Annotated in this window: 15 protein-coding genes; 9 read left to right on the forward strand and 6 right to left on the reverse strand. The window is 71.5% G+C overall.

All coding sequences use genetic code 11. From position 1 onward, the window contains the following. The first annotated feature begins 81 nt into the window (after positions 1-81). The 3 genes from AB0J88_RS02785 to AB0J88_RS02795 are packed head-to-tail and all read left to right on the forward strand — an operon-like array spanning position 82 to position 3,436. The gene (locus AB0J88_RS02785; RefSeq protein ID WP_364355677.1) at positions 82-1,656 is read left to right on the forward strand and encodes a circularly permuted type 2 ATP-grasp protein; all 1,575 of its coding nucleotides are present in this window, start codon (positions 82-84) and stop codon (positions 1,654-1,656) included. Further along, on the forward strand, positions 1,650-2,591 hold the full coding sequence (locus tag AB0J88_RS02790; RefSeq protein WP_364355674.1) for an alpha-E domain-containing protein: 942 nt from the start codon (positions 1,650-1,652) through the stop codon (positions 2,589-2,591). The genes AB0J88_RS02785 and AB0J88_RS02790 overlap by 7 nt, the downstream gene beginning before the upstream one ends. Beyond that, positions 2,588-3,436, forward strand: a complete 849-nt coding sequence (locus AB0J88_RS02795; protein WP_364355671.1) for a transglutaminase family protein — start codon at positions 2,588-2,590, stop codon at positions 3,434-3,436. Before AB0J88_RS02790 ends, AB0J88_RS02795 begins: the two co-directional genes overlap by 4 nt. Here the strand turns inward: AB0J88_RS02795 and AB0J88_RS02800 are convergent. Continuing rightward, complete coding sequence (locus tag AB0J88_RS02800; protein WP_364355668.1) at positions 3,433-4,362, reverse strand: diacylglycerol kinase family protein; 930 nt, start codon at positions 4,360-4,362, stop codon at positions 3,433-3,435. The genes AB0J88_RS02795 and AB0J88_RS02800 overlap by 4 nt on opposite strands. Positions 4,363-4,571: 209 nt before the next feature. On the opposite strand from AB0J88_RS02800, the gene thrS reads away from it, so the two are divergent. Further along, the gene (gene thrS / locus AB0J88_RS02805; protein ID WP_364355665.1) at positions 4,572-5,780 is read left to right on the forward strand and encodes a threonine--tRNA ligase; all 1,209 of its coding nucleotides are present in this window, start codon (positions 4,572-4,574) and stop codon (positions 5,778-5,780) included. Here the strand turns inward: thrS and nhaA are convergent. Both nhaA and AB0J88_RS02815 read right to left on the reverse strand, forming a co-directional pair. Then, a complete protein-coding gene (gene nhaA / locus AB0J88_RS02810; RefSeq protein ID WP_364355662.1) occupies positions 5,765-7,036 on the reverse strand; it encodes a Na+/H+ antiporter NhaA in 1,272 nt (423 codons plus the stop codon). The two genes, thrS and nhaA, sit on opposite strands and share 16 nt — an antisense overlap. A 90-nt stretch (positions 7,037-7,126) precedes the next feature. Further along, positions 7,127-7,573, reverse strand: a complete 447-nt coding sequence (locus AB0J88_RS02815) for a DoxX family protein (protein WP_364355659.1) — start codon at positions 7,571-7,573, stop codon at positions 7,127-7,129. Between the two features lie 69 nt (positions 7,574-7,642). Between AB0J88_RS02815 and AB0J88_RS02820 the strand changes: the two genes are divergently transcribed. Further along, positions 7,643-8,221 carry a TetR/AcrR family transcriptional regulator gene (locus tag AB0J88_RS02820; RefSeq protein WP_364355656.1) on the forward strand — a complete coding sequence of 193 codons (579 nt, stop codon included), beginning with the start codon at positions 7,643-7,645 and terminating at the stop codon, positions 8,219-8,221. Positions 8,222-8,237: 16 nt separating this feature from the next. Here the strand turns inward: AB0J88_RS02820 and AB0J88_RS02825 are convergent, their stop codons facing one another. Next, positions 8,238-9,677: a GuaB1 family IMP dehydrogenase-related protein gene (locus AB0J88_RS02825; RefSeq protein WP_364355653.1), complete on the reverse strand. Its 1,440-nt coding sequence runs from the start codon at positions 9,675-9,677 to the stop codon at positions 8,238-8,240. A gap of 32 nt (positions 9,678-9,709) precedes the next feature. Further along, positions 9,710-11,464 (reverse strand): biotin carboxylase N-terminal domain-containing protein, encoded by a 1,755-nt coding sequence (locus tag AB0J88_RS02830; RefSeq protein ID WP_364355650.1) that lies wholly within the window; start codon positions 11,462-11,464, stop codon positions 9,710-9,712. On the opposite strand from AB0J88_RS02830, the gene AB0J88_RS02835 reads away from it, so the two are divergent. The 4 genes from AB0J88_RS02835 (at position 11,415) to AB0J88_RS02850 (ending at position 15,235) form a co-directional block, all read left to right on the forward strand. Further along, complete coding sequence (locus AB0J88_RS02835; RefSeq protein WP_364355647.1) at positions 11,415-12,152, forward strand: PadR family transcriptional regulator; 738 nt, start codon at positions 11,415-11,417, stop codon at positions 12,150-12,152. The two genes, AB0J88_RS02830 and AB0J88_RS02835, sit on opposite strands and share 50 nt — an antisense overlap. 62 nt (positions 12,153-12,214) lie before the next feature. Next, entirely contained in the window at positions 12,215-13,174 is a 960-nt protein-coding gene (locus AB0J88_RS02840) for an ATP-binding cassette domain-containing protein (RefSeq protein ID WP_364355964.1), read from the forward strand. A 5-nt stretch (positions 13,175-13,179) separates the two neighbouring features. Beyond that, positions 13,180-13,944: an ABC transporter permease gene (locus tag AB0J88_RS02845; protein ID WP_364355644.1), complete on the forward strand. Its 765-nt coding sequence runs from the start codon at positions 13,180-13,182 to the stop codon at positions 13,942-13,944. Between the two features lie 88 nt (positions 13,945-14,032). Next, on the forward strand, positions 14,033-15,235 hold the full coding sequence (locus tag AB0J88_RS02850; RefSeq protein WP_364355641.1) for an MFS transporter: 1,203 nt from the start codon (positions 14,033-14,035) through the stop codon (positions 15,233-15,235). On the opposite strand, the gene AB0J88_RS02855 is transcribed toward AB0J88_RS02850, so the two are convergent. Beyond that, the gene (locus AB0J88_RS02855) at positions 15,179-15,811 is read right to left on the reverse strand and encodes a nucleoside triphosphate pyrophosphatase (RefSeq protein ID WP_364355638.1); all 633 of its coding nucleotides are present in this window, start codon (positions 15,809-15,811) and stop codon (positions 15,179-15,181) included. The two genes, AB0J88_RS02850 and AB0J88_RS02855, sit on opposite strands and share 57 nt — an antisense overlap. Between the last annotated feature and the right edge of the window lies 1 nt (position 15,812).

The raw sequence follows: 15,812 nt of genomic DNA on the forward strand, positions 1-15,812 counted from the left end.
CTCTGGGCCGTCGGCAGGTCCCGTGCCGACGGCCCCCTCGCGTGTTACGAGCACGCAACGAGTGCGGCGTAGCGTGCGCGCATGGCGGACCTGTTCGAGAACTATCGGCTGGGCCCGGGTTGGGACGAGATGTTCGCCGCGGCGGGCATGCCGCGCGACACCTACGAATCGCTGCACGCGACCCTTCAGCCACTTTCCAGTGCGGACCTCGGCGTGCGGGCCGACGTGCTCGCCCGGGCCTTCCTCGACCAGGGCATCACGTTCGCGCTCAAAGGCATCGAGCGACCGTTCCCACTCGACATCGTGCCGCGGATCATCGCCGCGGCGCAGTGGGCGGTCGTGGAGACCGGCGTCGCGCAGCGGATCCGCGCCTTGGAGGCCTTTCTCTCCGACGTGTACGGCGCCGGCGAGGTGCTGGCCGCGGGTGTGGTGCCGCGCTCGGTCGTGGTGACCAGCGCGCACTTCCACCGTGAGGCGGCCGGGATCGTCCCCCACAACGGCGTCCGGGTGCACGTCGCCGGCGTCGACCTGGTGCGCGACGAGGAAGGCACCTTCCGGGTGCTCGAAGACAACGTGCGGGTGCCGTCCGGGGTCAGCTACGTCATGGAGAACCGGCGCGCGATGAGCCATGTGCTGCCGGAGGTGTTCGCCTCGACCCGGATCCGGCCGGTGGAGTCGTACCCCAGCCAGCTCCTCGGCGCCCTGCGGGCGGCGGCGCCGGCCGGCGCGAGCGACGAGCCGACCGTGGTGGTGCTGACCCCGGGCGTGCACAACTCCGCCTATTTCGAACACGCGCTGCTGGCCCGGGAGATGGGCGTCGAGCTCGTCGAGGGGCGCGACCTGATCTGCGCCGGCAACCGGGTGGCCATGCGCACGACGGCCGGCGAGCAGCGGGTCGACGTGATCTACCGGCGGATCGACGACGAGTTCCTCGACCCGGTGCAGTTCCGGACCGACTCGATCCTCGGCGTGGCCGGGCTGCTCAACGCGGCGCGGGCCGGCCAGGTGACGATCGCCAACGCCGTCGGCAACGGGGTCGCCGACGACAAGCTGCTCTACACGTACGTCCCCGACCTGATCCGGTTCTATCTCGGTCAGGATCCGGTGCTGCCCAACGTCGAGACCTACCGGCTGGCCGACCCCGACGTGCTGGCCCACGTCCTGGACCGGCTCGACACCCTGGTGCTCAAGCCGGTCGACGGCTCGGGCGGTGCCGGCATCGTGATCGGCTCGCAGGCCACCGACGCCGAGCTCGCCGACGTCCGGGCGCGACTGCTCCGCGACCCGCGCGGCTGGATCGCCCAGCGCGAGGTGAAGCTGTCGATGGTGCCCACGCTGATCGGCAACCGGCTCCGGCCGCGGCACGTCGACCTGCGGCCGTTCGCCGTCAACGACGGCAGCCGCATCTCGGTGCTGCCCGGCGGGCTCACCCGGGTCGCGCTGCCGGAGGGAGCGCTGGTCGTCAACTCCAGCCAGGGCGGCGGGTCGAAGGACACCTGGGTGCTCGCCGCGCCGATGGGACCGGCCGAGTCCGTGCCCGAGCTCCGCCCCGCCGCGCCGCATGCCGAGCCGGCACCCCGTCCCGATCCCGGCCCGGGCACGACCTCGACCCAGCAGCAACAACAACAGCAGCAGGTAGGTGGTGTGCGGTGTTGAGTCGGATCGCCGAGTCGCTCTACTGGATCGGCCGCTACGTCGAGCGGGCCGAGGACACCGCGCGCATCCTCGACGTGCACCTGCACCAGATGCTCGCGGACCCGTGGGTCGGCGAGGACGCCGCCTGCCGCTCCCTGCTGTCCGTGATGGGTGCGCCCATCCCGGACGACATGCCGCTGTCCGCGGGCCGGGTCGTCACGCTGCTCGGGCTCGACGCCGGCAACCCGAGCTCGGTGGTCGGCGCGTTGGCCGCCGCCCGCGAGAACGCCCGCGGTGCCCGCGAGACGGTGTCGTCGGAGATGTGGGAGTGCCTCAACGCCACCTGGCTCGGCCTGCCGGACGCCCGGGTGCGGGTCGAGCAGCAGGGCGTGCACGCGTTCTTCGCCTGGGTACGCGAACGCTGCGCCGTGCTGGCCGGCCTGGCCGACGCGACGATGAGCCGGGACGAGGGCTGGCTGTTCCTGGTGCTCGGGCGCAGCGTCGAACGCGTCGACATGTCGGCCCGGCTGCTGTCCACCCACGCCCGGGCCGGCGGCTCGATCCCGTCGTGGCTGACCCTGCTGCGCTCCTGCGGCGCCTGGGAGACGTTCCTGCGCACCTATCGCGGCTCGCTGGACGACCGGCACGCGGCCGAGTTCCTGTTGCTGGACCGGCTCTTCCCCCGATCGGTGTTCGCGGCGCTGTCCATCGCCGAGTCCTGCCTCGCCGAGCTCGCGCCGGGTCCCGGGCGGGCCGGCGTCGCGACCGACGCGCAACGGATCGTCGGCCGGTCCCGCACCAACCTCGAGTTCCGGGGGGCGGACGAGCTGCTCGACGACCTGGCCGGCGTGCTGGCGGGGCTCGAACGCACCTGCTCGCAGGTCAACGACGCGGTGTCCCGCCGCTACTTCCGGGCGACCTCCGCGGTGACGTGGGTGTCGGAGGCGGTGGCGTGAACAGCTGGCGGTTGGAGATCCTGCACGAGACCGGGTTCAGCTACGACGGCCAGGTCGGGGCGTCCTACAACGAGGCCCGGATGACGCCGCGCGACGAGCCGCACCAGGCGGTGCTCGACGCCCGGGTGGCGGTGTGGCCGGCGGCCTCCACACATCGGTACGTGGACTACTGGGGCACCGTGGTGACGGCGTTCGACGTGCACACCCCGCACGAGCGGTTGGCGGTCACCGCGTCCGCCACGGTCGAGACCCTGCCGCCGGGCGACCTGCTGGCCCCGGCGACGTGGGCCGACCTCGCCTCGCCGGACACCGTCGACCGTTGGCACGAGCTGTTGTTGCCGACTCCGCGGACCGCGCTCGACGAGGAGCTGACCGCGCTGGCCGACGAGATCCGCGCCGCGCACCGCACCCCGCACGCGGCCGCCCTCGCGGTGTGCGAGCGGGTGCACGCCGATGTCGCGTACGTGGCCGGCTCGACCGGGGTGCAGACCGACGCCGTGCAGGCGTGGCGGCAGCGCAGCGGGGTCTGCCAGGACCTCAGCCACCTGACCGTCGGGCTGCTGCGGGCGATGGGCGTGCCCGCCCGTTACGTGTCCGGCTATCTGCATCCGACGCCCGACGCGCCGGTCGGCGAGACGGTCGTCGGCCAGAGCCACGCGTGGGTCGAGTGGTGGGGCGGCCGGTGGAGTGGCTTCGACCCGACCAACGGCATCGCGATCGGCGAACGGCACGTCATCGTCGGGCGCGGCCGCGAATATGGCGACGTGCCGCCGCTCAAGGGCGTCTACGCCGGGCCGCCGAACACCGGCCAGGGCGTCGAAGTCAAGATCACTCGCCGCCGCTAACGGTCGATCGCGTCCTGCGCCGCCATCACTCGCAGGGCGTTGGCGGCCAGGCCGATCCGCAGCGGGGTGTAGCCCCGCGGCTCGCCGTCGACCTCGATCGGCATCGGCCGGTCGGTCTCGAGCCAGATCTCGTCGGTGGCCAGGAACGGCTCGTCGCCGTGGGACCGCAGATGGCCGGTCGCCGCGTTGCGCGCCGTCTCGCGCAACAGCCGCACCCGGTTGGCGTCGCCGACGGGGTACGCCACCAGCAGCCGGTCGTCGGCGTCGGAGTCCGCGGTGATCGGGCGTCCGGCGTGGAACCCGCCGTTGGCGACGTAGAGCTGGTGGGTGACGTAGTCGTGCGACCGCCCGTCGGCCCGCACCGTGACCCGCATCGGCCGGTGCCGGGTCAACAGCGCCAGCGCCGTCGCCGGATAGGCGAGCCGGCCGACCACCTTCTTCAGCCGGGGCGGTGCCTTCGCGAAGATCTCCGCGGACATCCCGACACCGACGTGGTTGGCGAACGGCATGTCGCCGGCCAGCCCGAGGTCGACGTCGATCACCTTGCCGCCGGTCAGGATCCCCACCGAGGCGTCGAGGTCCAAGGGGATGCTGAGCGTACGGGCGAAGTTGTTGGTCGTGCCGAGCGGCAGCAGCCCGAGCGCGACGTCCCGGTGTGCCAGGTGCCGGGCGGCGGCGCCGATCGTGCCGTCACCGCCGCCGACGATCAGCACGTCGGGGCCGAGCTCGGTGGCCGACTCCAGGCTGCCGCGCAGTTCGCGCGGGTCCTCGACGGGGAACCGGCCGAGCAGGTCGAAACCGGCCGCCTCGACGCGGCGCAGCACCTCCGGGTAGAGCCGCCGGCCGCGGCGGGAGTGTGCGTTGACCAGCAGCACGGCCCGGCGTCCCTCCCGGATCGCCGTGGTCAGCTCCGGCTTCGTACGCATGGGAGTCCCTCGGGGTCTTATTGGGGTGCGGCCCGGGCGGCGTCCTCGCTAGCCTGGCGGCATGGTTGGGCCTGCACGCACGACGACGCCGGGATGTCCCGGCGTGCTGCGCTGACCCTACCGTCATCGATCCAGCCCCGGGCGACTCCGCTCGGGGCTTTGTGCTGCTCGCCGATGGGGTCGCCGCCGCATCCGACAGGAGCGCGACCATGATTGACCATCGCAAGCTCGGGCGTGAGCTCGGGATCTTCCACACCGACCCGCGGGCCGGCGCGGGCCTGCCGATCTGGCTGCCCGCCGGCGCCGCCGCCCGGCACGCCGTCGAGGAATACCTGCGCGACCTCGAGGTGCGCAACGGCTACCAGCACGTCTACTCACCACCGTTGGGCCGGCGCGAGCTGTTCGAGCTGTCCGGGCACCTCGGCTACTTCGAGGACGACATGTTCCCGCCGATGCGGGTGTCCGAGGACGACGAGCTGCTGCTGCGGCCGGCGCTGTGTCCACATCACGCTCTGGTCTATCTCGCGCGCGGGCGTTCGTACCGGGAGCTGCCGTTGCGGGTCGCGGAGATCGGTGGCATGTACCGCAGCGAGCGGTCCGGAGTGCTGGGCGGCCTGAGCCGGGTCCGCGCGATCCACCTGAACGACGCGCACATCTTCTGTGCGTTGGCCGACGTCGGTGCCGAGGTGGCGGCGGTGCTCCGGCTGGTCGACGTGGCCCATGCCGCGCTCGGGGTGCGGGTCAGCGGCCTGCGGCTGGCGCTGCGCGGGCCGGGCTCGAAGTATGTGGGCTCTTCGTCGTCGTGGGAGCTGGCCGAGTCGTTGTTGCGTTCGGCGCTCGGCGACCGGTCCTATGTCGAGGCGCCGGGCGAGGCCGCGTTCTACGGGCCGAAGATCGACATCCAGGTGGCGGACGCGGCCGGGCGGGAATGGACCCTGTCGACCGTGCAGCTCGACTTCGACAAGCCGGCCCGCTTCGACTTGTCCTATGTGGATGCCGGTGGTGCACGCGAGCGGCCGGTGCTGATCCACCGCAGCCTGGTCGGCAGCATGGAGCGGCTCTTCGGCTATCTCATCGAGGCGCACGAGGGAGCGTTCCCGGCCTGGTACGCGCCGTTGCAGCTGCGGGTGCTGCCGGTGTCGGCCGAGTCCGCCGACGCGGCCGCGGCTTTCGCGGCCGCCGCCGGCGCTGCCGGGCTGCGCGCCGACGTCGCGGTCGAGGGCGGTTCGCTGGGTGCCCGCGTACGCGATGCCGCCGCGCTGCGGGTGCCGTACGTGGCGGTGATCGGCGCGCGGGAGGCAGCGGCGGGTCTCGTGGCACTGCGCGAGCGCGGCGGTCGCGAGCTCGCGCCCATGCCGTCAGCGGACGCGCTGCGGTTGATCGCCGCCGCCGTGGCCGAAGGTCAGTCCTCGCGCTGATAGACGTCGGGGATGCCGTCGGCGTCGTCGTCGCGGCTCTCCTCCTCGACGAGCGTGCGGTAGTGGCGGTTGCGGGTCCGCAGCAGCACGGTCGCGGCCGCCGCGGCCAGCACCGAGCCGACCAGGATGCCGAGCTTGGCGTCGGCGTCCCGGTCGGTGCCGGCGCCGAAGGCGAGCTCGCCGATCAGCAGCGAGACGGTGAAGCCGACACCGGCGAGCATCGACAGCCCGAGCACGTCCCACCAGGACAGGCCCTTGGCGAGCTCGGCCCGGGTGAGGCGCTGCACGAGCCAGGTCGACCCGAGCACGCCGACGGTCTTGCCGACGACGAGGCCGGCGACGACGCCGAGGGCGACCGGCGCGGCGAGGTCGGCGTCGGCCACGGTGACACCGGCGGCGAAGAAGGCGAACAGCGGCACCGCTATGCCCGCGGACGCCGGGCGCCAGCGGTGCTCGAAGTGCTCGGCCAGGCCGGGTCCGTTGCCAGGCGCGCGTCGCCGCACCGGCACGGTGAAGGCGAGCAGCACACCGGCGACGGTCGCGTGCACCCCGGAGGCGTGCACGAGGGCCCAGGCCGTCAGCGCGAGGGGCAGGAGCAACCACCAGGCGCGTACGCGGCGCTGCACCAACACCCCGAACGCGGCGATCGGTATCAGCGCCAGCAGCAGCGGCAGCAGGTGGAGACTGCTCGTGTAGAACGCGGCGATGATGGTGATTGCCAGCAGGTCGTCGACCACGGCCAGGGTGAGCAGGAAGGTACGCAACGCGGCCGGCAGGTGCGTGTTGATCAGCCCGAGCACGGCGAGCGCGAAGGCGATGTCGGTGGCGGTCGGAATCGCCCAACCGCGCGGCGCCCCGTCGGCCATGACGGCGTTGACCGCGACGTAGATGACGGCCGGCGCGATCATCCCACCGACCGCGGCTGCCACCGGCAGGGCGGCCCGGCGCGGGTCACGCAGGTCGCCGGCGACGAACTCGCGCTTGAGCTCGAGCCCGGCGACGAAGAAGAAGATGGCGAGGAGCCCGTCGGCGGCCCATTCGGCGACTGACAGGTCGAGGTGGAGCACGCTTGGCCCGAACGTGGCGTCGGAGATCGTCTCGTACGCGCTGGACCAGGGCGAGTTGGCCCAGACGAGGGCGATCACCGCCGCTCCGACCAGAAGAAGCCCGCCGGCGGTCTCGGTGCGCAGAATCTCGGCGATGCGGGTGGTCTCGACCAGGCTGCCGCGGCCGAAGAGCTTGTTCTTGTCGACCACGGGCGGCTCCTCCGGGACGGGCGGCAGTAGATCGCCGACCAGACTTCCCGGCACACCTTGAAGGCCACTCTACAGAGCAAGGGGAGATCATCACGCGGCGCCGGCGAGTGCGGCGGCTAGGCCGACCCAGAGCAGCTGGAGGGCGGTGCGGGGTCCGATCGACGGGACTGGGCGGCCGCCGAGGGACAGCTTGCGCCGGGCCGCGGAGACGTTGGCCGGGAACATCGCGATCATGAGCAGGGCCAGGGCGCCGGCGGCGAGTCGGGAGGTCGCCGGGATCAGCAGGCCGACCGCGCCGGCCAGCTCCAGGACGCCCGTCATGGTGACCAGCAGGTCGGGGCGGGGGAGTCGCGGCGGGACCATCGCGATCATGTCGGCCCGCATCCTGGGTGCGAAGTGGGCCAGGCCGGTGACGACGAACATGAGCGCGAGGCCGACCCGCAGCGCGGGCTGCCAGCCGTCGAGGGCGTCGACTCCGGCGAGGCCGGTCAGGCGGGCGAGGACGAAACCGATGACGAGGAAAACGAGAGGCGTCATGGCGACACTCCAATCTTGTCGGTGTCAAGTTAGCAGCAGAACTTGTCACTGGCAAGTTAGAGTGGACCGATGAGAGACACGCGGCCGTATCACCACGGCGACCTACGACGGACCCTGTTGGCCGCGGCGGCTGAGGCGATCACCGAGAGCGGGCCGGCCGCGCTGAGCCTGCGCGACCTGGCCCGGCGGGCCGGTGTCTCGCACGCCGCACCGGCGCACCACTTCGGTGACAAGGCCGGGCTGCTCACGGCGCTCGCCGCCGAGGGCTTCGGGCTGCTCGCCGACGAGCTCGACCGCACCCGCGCCGCCGGCGGGGGAGTGCTGGAAGCGGGCGTGGGATACGTGCGGTTCGCCGTCGGGCACCGCGCGCACTTCTCCGTGATGTTCCAGCCGGAGCTGCTCAACCGCACCGACCCGGGGCTGGGGGCGGCCCAGGACCGGGCCTCGGACGCGCTGCGCGCCGCCGTCGCGAGCGTCCAGGAACCACAGCGGCGGGGCGCCGACACCCGGATCGCCGGCCTGTCCGCCTGGTCGATCGTCCACGGCTTCGCGACGCTGTGGGTCAGCGGAGCACTGCCGGACGACCTCGGCTCCGATCCCGAGGCGGCGGCCCGCCAGGTGATCCGCCCGTTGTTCGCCCCGGGCTAGGCCTTACCCGGCTCGGCTACCAGCTCGTCGGCAGGGGCTTGCCTTCGGCGTAGCCGGCCGTCGACTGGATGCCGACCACCGCCCGCTCGTGGAACTCGGGGATCGAGGCCGCACCGGCGTACGTGAACGCGCTCCGCACGCCGGCCACGATCTCGTCGATCAGGTCCTCGACACCGGGGCGCTGCGGGTCCAGGTACATCCGGGCCGAGGAGATGCCCTCCTCGAACACGGCCTTGCGGGCGCGGTCGAACGGGCTGTCCTCGGCCGTGCGGGCGCTGACCGCGCGGGCCGACGCCATGCCGAAGCTCTCCTTGTAGCGCCGCCCGTCCGGGTCGGTGTAGAGGTCCCCGGGCGACTCGTAGGTGCCGGCGAACCACGACCCGATCATCACGTTGGACGCGCCCGCGGCCAGGGCCAGAGCCACGTCACGAGGATGGCGTACGCCGCCGTCGGCCCAGACGTGCCGGCCCAGCGCACGGGCCGCGGTCGCGCAGTCGAGCACGGCCGAGAACTGTGGCCGGCCGACCCCGGTCATCATCCGGGTGGTGCACATCGCGCCCGGCCCGACGCCGACCTTGATGATGTCCGCGCCCGCGTCGACCAGGTCCCGCACGCCGGCCGCGGTCACCACGTTGCCGGCGACGATCGGGACGCCCGGGTCCAGCGCGCGGACGGATCGCAGTGCGGTCAGCATCCGCTCCTGGTGGCCGTGTGCCGTGTCCACGACCAGGGTGTCGACGCCGGCCTCGATCAGCGCCGCCGCCTTGCCGGCCACGTCGCCGTTGATGCCGATCGCGGCCGCGATCCGCAGGCGGCCCTTGGCGTCGAGTGCGGGCCGGTAGAGGGTGGCGCGCAGTGCGGCGGCGCGGGTCAGGACGCCGACCAGGCGGCCCTCGACGTCGACCACCGGGGCGATCCGGCGCCGGTTGGCGTGGAGCGCGTCGAAACCGCGTCGTGGGTCGGCCTCGGCCGGCACGGTCAGCAGCGCGGTGGACATCACGTGCCGCACCTGTGCGAAGCGGTCGACTCCGACCAGATCCGCCTCGGTGACCAGGCCGACCGGGCGCTGCTCGTCGTCGACCACGACGACCGCGCCGTGTGCCCGCTTCGGCAGCAGGTGGATGGCCTCGCCGACGGTGTCGGTCGGGCCGAGGGTGATCGCGGTGTCGTGCACCAGGTGCCGCTGCTTGACCCAGGCGACCACGTCGGCGACCACGTCGATCGGGATGTCCTGCGGGATGACCACCATCCCGCCGCGCCGCGAGACCGTCTCGGCCATGCGGCGGCCGGCGACGGCGGTCATGTTGGCCACCACGAGCGGGATCGTGGTGCCGCTGCCGTCGGTCGTCGCCAGGTCGACGTCGAGCCGGGACACCAGCTCCGACCGGTTGGGCGTCATGAAGACGTCGCTGTACGTCAGGTCGTGGCTGGGCACGTTGCCGTCGAGAAATCTCACCCGAACATCTTTTCTGCTGGTACGTGGAGTCGCTAAGCGATCGTGCAGATCGGGGCGCCGGCGGTCACCGTCGCGCCGACCGTCGCCTCGAGCCCCGACACCGTACCCGCCTTGTGCGCGTTGATCGGCTGCTCCATCTTCATCGCCTCGAGCACCACGATCAGGTCGCCCTCGGCCACCTCGTCACCGTCAGCGACCGCGACCTTGACGATCGTCCCCTGCATGGGAGAGGTCAAGGTGTCGCCTCCGGCCGCCCCCGTGCCGCCGCGGGTCGCCGCCCGCCGACCCGGGCGCACATTTGGAGCGCTGCCCGAGTTGGCGTTCGTACCCTGGGAGAAGCCTGTCGGAAGGGTGACCTCGAGCCGCTTTCCGCCCACCTCGACCACGACGGTCTCGCGTGGCGCCGTAGGCGTTGCCGGTTCGGCAGCGCCGTAGGGCTCGACGGTGTTGGTCCACTCGGTCTCGATCCACCGGGTGTGCACGCTGAACGGCTCCTCGGTGAACGCGGCGTCGCGCACCACCAGGCGATGGAACGGCAGCGCGGTGGCCATCCCGTCGACCACCATCTCGTCGAGCGCGCGCCGGGACCGTTCGAGGGCCTCGGTGCGGGTCTCGCCGGTGACGATGACCTTGGCGAGCAGCGAGTCGAAGTTGCCGCCGATGACGTCACCCTCGGTGATGCCCGCGTCGACCCGGACGCCCGGACCGCTCGGCATGCGCAGTTTCGTGACCACGCCGGGAGCGGGCAGGAAGTTGCGGCCCGGGTCCTCGCCGTTGATCCGGAACTCGAACGAGTGGCCGCGCGGGGTCGGGTCCTCGGTGTGGCGCAGCGGCTCGCCGGCCGCGATCCGGAACTGCTCGCGCACCAGGTCGATGCCGGAGGTCTCCTCGGACACCGGGTGCTCGACCTGGAGCCGCGTGTTGACCTCCAGGAACGAGATCGTGCCGTCGGCGCCGACCAGGTATTCGACGGTGCCGGCACCCTCGTACGCGGCCTCGCGGCAGATCGCCTTGGCACTCTCGTGGATCTGCTTGCGCTGGTCGTCGCTCAGGAAGGGTGCGGGTGCCTCCTCGACCAGCTTCTGGTGACGGCGTTGGAGAGAGCAGTCGCGGGTGCCGACGACGACCACGTTGCCGTGCCGGTCGGCGAGGACCTGCGCCTCGACGTGCCGTGGGTGGTCCAGGTAGCGCTCGACGAAGCACTCGCCCCGGCCGAACGCGGCGACCGCCTCGCGGGTGGCGCTCTCGAACAGGGCCGGGATCTCCTCGATCGTCCTCGCTACTTTCAGGCCTCTTCCACCGCCGCCGAAGGCTGCCTTGATCGCTACCGGGAGACCGTTGGTTTCGGCGAACGCGACGATCTCGTCGGCGTCCTTGACCGGGTCGGGAGTGCCGGGGACGAGGGGCGCGCCGGCGCGTTGGGCGATGTGCCGGGCGGTGACCTTGTCGCCCAGGTCGCGGATGGCCTGCGGGGACGGGCCGATCCAGGTCAGACCCGCCTCGATCACCGCCGTCGCGAAATCCGCGTTTTCCGACAAAAACCCATAGCCGGGGTGTACGGCGTCGGCGCCCGCCTGCTTCGCGACGTTGATCAACTTGTCGATGCGCAGGTAGGTGTCCGTGGCGGTCTCGCCGTCGAGTGCGTAGGCCTCGTCGGCCAGCACCGCGTGCGGGGCGTCGCGGTCGGAGGCGGCGTAGACGGCCACGCTGCCCAGACCGGCGTCCCGGCAGGCGCGGATGACCCGCACCGCGATCTCCCCGCGGTTGGCGATCAGAACCTTGCGCATATTCGGGAGTGTATCGGCGCGGATGATCAACTTACCCGGCAGTCGCTGTGGGATGTGCAACGCTTGTGGCGTGTCGGCAACCCGGATGATGATCCTCGGCGCGGTGCGCTTGATGCAGCCCGTCCACGGCTACGACGTGCGGCGTGAGCTGCTGAGTTGGGGCGCGGACCGCTGGGCGAACGTACAACCTGGATCGATCTATCACGGCCTGCGCAAGCTGACCGAGGAAGAGATGCTGCGCGAGGTCGGCACGGACCAGGTGGGTGGGCGGCCGGCCCGGACGTCGTACGAGATCACGTCCAAGGGCTTGGCGGAGTTCGAGACGTTGCTACGTGATTTCTGGTGGAACGTCGCTGCGCCGACCGACCCCTTCTTCGCGGCCCTCTCCTTCCTTCCTTCTCTGCCTCGCTCCGAGGCGTCTTCCGCGTTGCGGCACCGGGCGACCGTGCTGCGGGCGACGGTCGACGGCATGCGGGCCTCGCTGGACTCGCGGTGGATCAGCGAGCTCAAGCCGACGCACGTCGCGTGGATGTTCGAGCTCAGCATCGCCCGGATGACCGGCGAGATCGACTGGTGTGAGCGCATCGCTGACTTGATCGACTCAGGAGTGTCGTACACCCCCGATAGCCTCCGTGAGTCTCCGGAGTTCGCCGAATATCTCGAGAGGTCAAGCAATACTCAACGTTGACCAGTCGAGTTATATCGCGTTAGAGTCCCGGGTGACATCAGTCGATCCGGGGGTGCTTCGTGATCATCGAGACCAGCGGGCTGCGGAAGTCGTTCCGCTCCCGCCAGGGCAGAGAGAAGAAGACGGTCGAGGCCGTGCGCGGCGTCGACCTGCGCGTCAACGAGGGCGAGATCTTCGGGTTCCTCGGCCCTAACGGCGCGGGCAAGACCACCACGCTGCGCATGCTCGCCACGCTGATCGTCCCCGACGGCGGCGTGGCCACGGTCGCGGGGGTCGACCTCATGCGCGACCCGGGCGAGGTGCGCCGCCGCATCGGCTACGTGGCGCAGGGCGGCAGCACGTGGGACGACTCGACGGCGCGCGAAGAGCTGGTGCTCCAGGCGCGGCTCTACGGCATCGGCAAATCGGCTGCTCTGGAGCGCGCGGCGCGGGCTCTCGACGCCTTCCAGCTCTCGGAATACGCCGATCGCAAGTGCAAGACCTACTCGGGTGGCCAGCGGCGCCGGGTCGACATCGCGCTGGGCATCATCCACGAGCCCCGCATCGTCTTCCTCGACGAGCCGACCACCGGGCTCGACCCGCAGAGCCGGGCACACATGTGGGACGAGATCCGGCGGCTGCGCACCGAGGGCATGACGGTCTTCATCACCACCCACTACCTCGAAGAGGCCGACGCGCTCTGTGACCGCATCGCGATCATGGACAACGGCGAGGTGGTCGCCGAGGGCACGCCGGCGGCGCTCAAGCGCGAGATCTCCCACGACGTCATCACCGTCGGCCTCAACGGCGCGACCGCCGAGGCCGCCACGCTGCTCGACTCGGCCGCGTTCGTGTCCCGGCTCGAAAAGCTCGACACCGGCGACGGCCTGCGCCTCTTCGTCGACGACGGAGCCACCGCGATGCCGCAGGTGCTGCGCGAGCTCGAGCGCAACGGCGTCACCCTCAAGTCGATCGAGCTGCACCGTCCGAGCCTCGACGACGTCTTCCTGACCAAGACCGGCCGTTCGCTGCGGGAGAAGTGACTCTGATGAAGTTCCTCCGAGACACCTGGCTGATCTTCTCGCGGCAGATGCAGCTGCTGCTCCGCAACCCGGTCTGGGTCTTCGTCGGCGTCTTCCAGCCGGTGATGTACCTGCTGTTGTTCGCTCCTCTGCTCAAGCCGGCTCTCTCGCCTTTGGGCGTCACCAGCGACGCCGAGGCCTACCGGGTGTTCGTGCCCGGCCTGCTGGTCCTGCTCGCCATCTTCGGCGGGCTGTTCCAGGGCTTCGGCCTGATCGCCGAGCTGCGGGCGGGCGTGATCGAGCGGTCCCGGGTGACTCCGGTCAGCCGGTTCGCGCTGCTGCTCGGGCGGTCGCTGCGCGACGTGGTCTCGCTGATCGCCCAGGCCGGCATCATCACGATCCTGGCGCTCTTCTTCGACCTGCGGGTGTTCATCGGCGACCTGCTGCTGGCCTACCTGATGCTGGCGCTGATCGCGCTGATGACCTCGGCGGTCTCCTACGGCGTGGCGCTCGCGGTCAAGAGCGAAGACGCCTTGGCGCCGCTGATGAACACGGTCGCCCAGCCGGTGCTGCTGCTGTCCGGCATCCTGCTACCCCTGCAGTTCGCGCCGGGCTGGCTCGAAGACGTCGCCAAATGGAACCCGTTCTCGTGGGCGGTCGACGGCACGCGGGCGCTGTTCGCCGGCGACATCGGCAACGACCGCGTCTGGCAGGGGCTGCTGATCGTGGCCGTGCTGACCGTGCTGGCGGTCTGGTGGGCGGCGCGGGAGTTCGCCCGCAGCGTGCGCTGACGTTCTGGTTCTGTGGTGCCCGCGAACCACGGGGTCGCGGGCATCACGCAGAGCGGGGCCACGCGCGTTCTCCGCGTAACGTGAGCCTGTGCCGCGTCTCGTCCACGACCGCCTGACCCTGCTGCTCTACGGGCAGTTGGGTGTCTGGGGCTTTTTCCTCTACGGCTTCGGCCCGGTCGTGCCGTTGCTCCGCGACGAGCAGGGTGTCAGCGCGGCCCTGGCCAGCCTGCACGGCACCGGCCTCGCGGTCGGCACCGTCATCGCGGGCTTCGTCTTCTCGCCGTTGTCCCGCCGCATCGGCCGCGGCGCCACCATCTGGACGGGCCTCGTCGGTGTGGCGCTCGTGATCGGCGTCCTGTGGCTGGCCCGCCCGCTGCCGTTGACGGTCGGCGCCGCGGTGCTGGCCTCGATCTTCGGCTCGTTCGTGGTCAACGGCGTCAACGCCGCGCTCTCCGACCACCAGGGCGCCGCCGCACCGGCGGCCCTCAGCGAGGCGAACGCGACGGCCGCTTTCACCGGCGTCGTGTCACCGCTGGTGGTGGGCGCCTCCGTCGCGGCGGGCCTGGGTTGGCGTCCGGCCCTGTCGCTGGTGGTGGCGCTCATCGCGGGCGTGGTGCTGCTCGCGACCCTGTGGCGGGTGCCCATCCCGGTCCGCTCGGCTCAGCCGCACGCCGTCGACGCCGTGGACCGCCGCCTGCCCCGGCCGTACTGGATCACCCTTGGCCTGCTCGCCGCCACCTCGTCGATCGAGGTGTGCTTCTCGCTGTGGGCGGTGGACGTGCTGCGTACGCACGCGGGCATGAGCTCTGGCCCGGCCGCCGCGGGCTTCTCAGCCGTTCTGGCCGGCATGTTCGTGGGCCGCCTGGCCGCGGGCCGGATCGCGTTGCACGTGCCGGCGATCCGCCTGCTGCTGCTGTCGCTGGGCGTGACCCTGGCCGGCTTCGCCCTGTTCTGGGTGGGAACCGCACCGTGGTTGGCGGTGAGCGGACTGCTGGTCGTGGGCCTGGGCATAGCGGTCCAGTACCCGCTGGTCATCTCCCTGGCCCTGGCCGCGGCCCCGGGCCAGTCGGACCGAGCGGCTGGCCTGACCAGCTACCCGGTCGCACTGGGCTTCGGCGCGGCGCCGGTGCTGCTGGGAGCGCTGGCCGACCGCTCCGGAACCCACGAGGCGTTCCTGGTGCTGCCGGCCTTCATCGCGACCGCGGTGGGGTTGACGGTGTGGCTGTCCCGGTCGCTAGCTCTTCCAGAGGTCGGTGAGCCGAACACCGAGGTCGTCGAGCAGGTGGCGTAGCAGCGGAAGCGAAAGCCCCACGACGTTCCCGTGGTCACCCTCGATCCGCTCGACGAACGGCCCACCAAGCCCGTCGATCGTGAACGCCCCGGCGACGTGCAAGGGCTCACCCGTCGCGACGTAAGCGGCGATCTCCTCATCGGAAAGCTCGGCGAACTCGACGGTGGTCGACCCCACCGCGCCGACGGTGACGCCCGCGAGATCGATCAGGTAGTGCCCGGTGTGCAGCACCCCGGTCCGCCCACGCATGTTCCGCCAACGCTGAACCGCATCGTCGGCGTCGGTGGGCTTGCCGAGAACCCGCCCGTCGAACTCGAGCACGGAGTCGCACCCGAGCACGAGAAGCCGCCCGCCAGGGCTGACCACGATCCCTTCGCTCCCCAGCCGCCTGGCGACTTCGGTGGCCTTCATCCTGGCGAGGGTCAGACAAAGCTCCTGAGCCGTAGGCTCTTGAACCGCCGCTTCATCGACCCCGCTGACCACCACTTCCACGTCGATCCCAGCCGAGTTGAGCAAAGCCCGCCGGGCTGGGCTCGCCGACGCCAACACCAAAGTTGTAGATCCAGCCGTCCGCACG

Origin of the sequence: Asanoa sp. NPDC049475 (genome assembly GCF_040676915.1) — a bacterium.
In the GTDB taxonomy this organism is placed as follows: Bacteria; Actinomycetota; Actinomycetes; order Mycobacteriales; family Micromonosporaceae; genus Asanoa.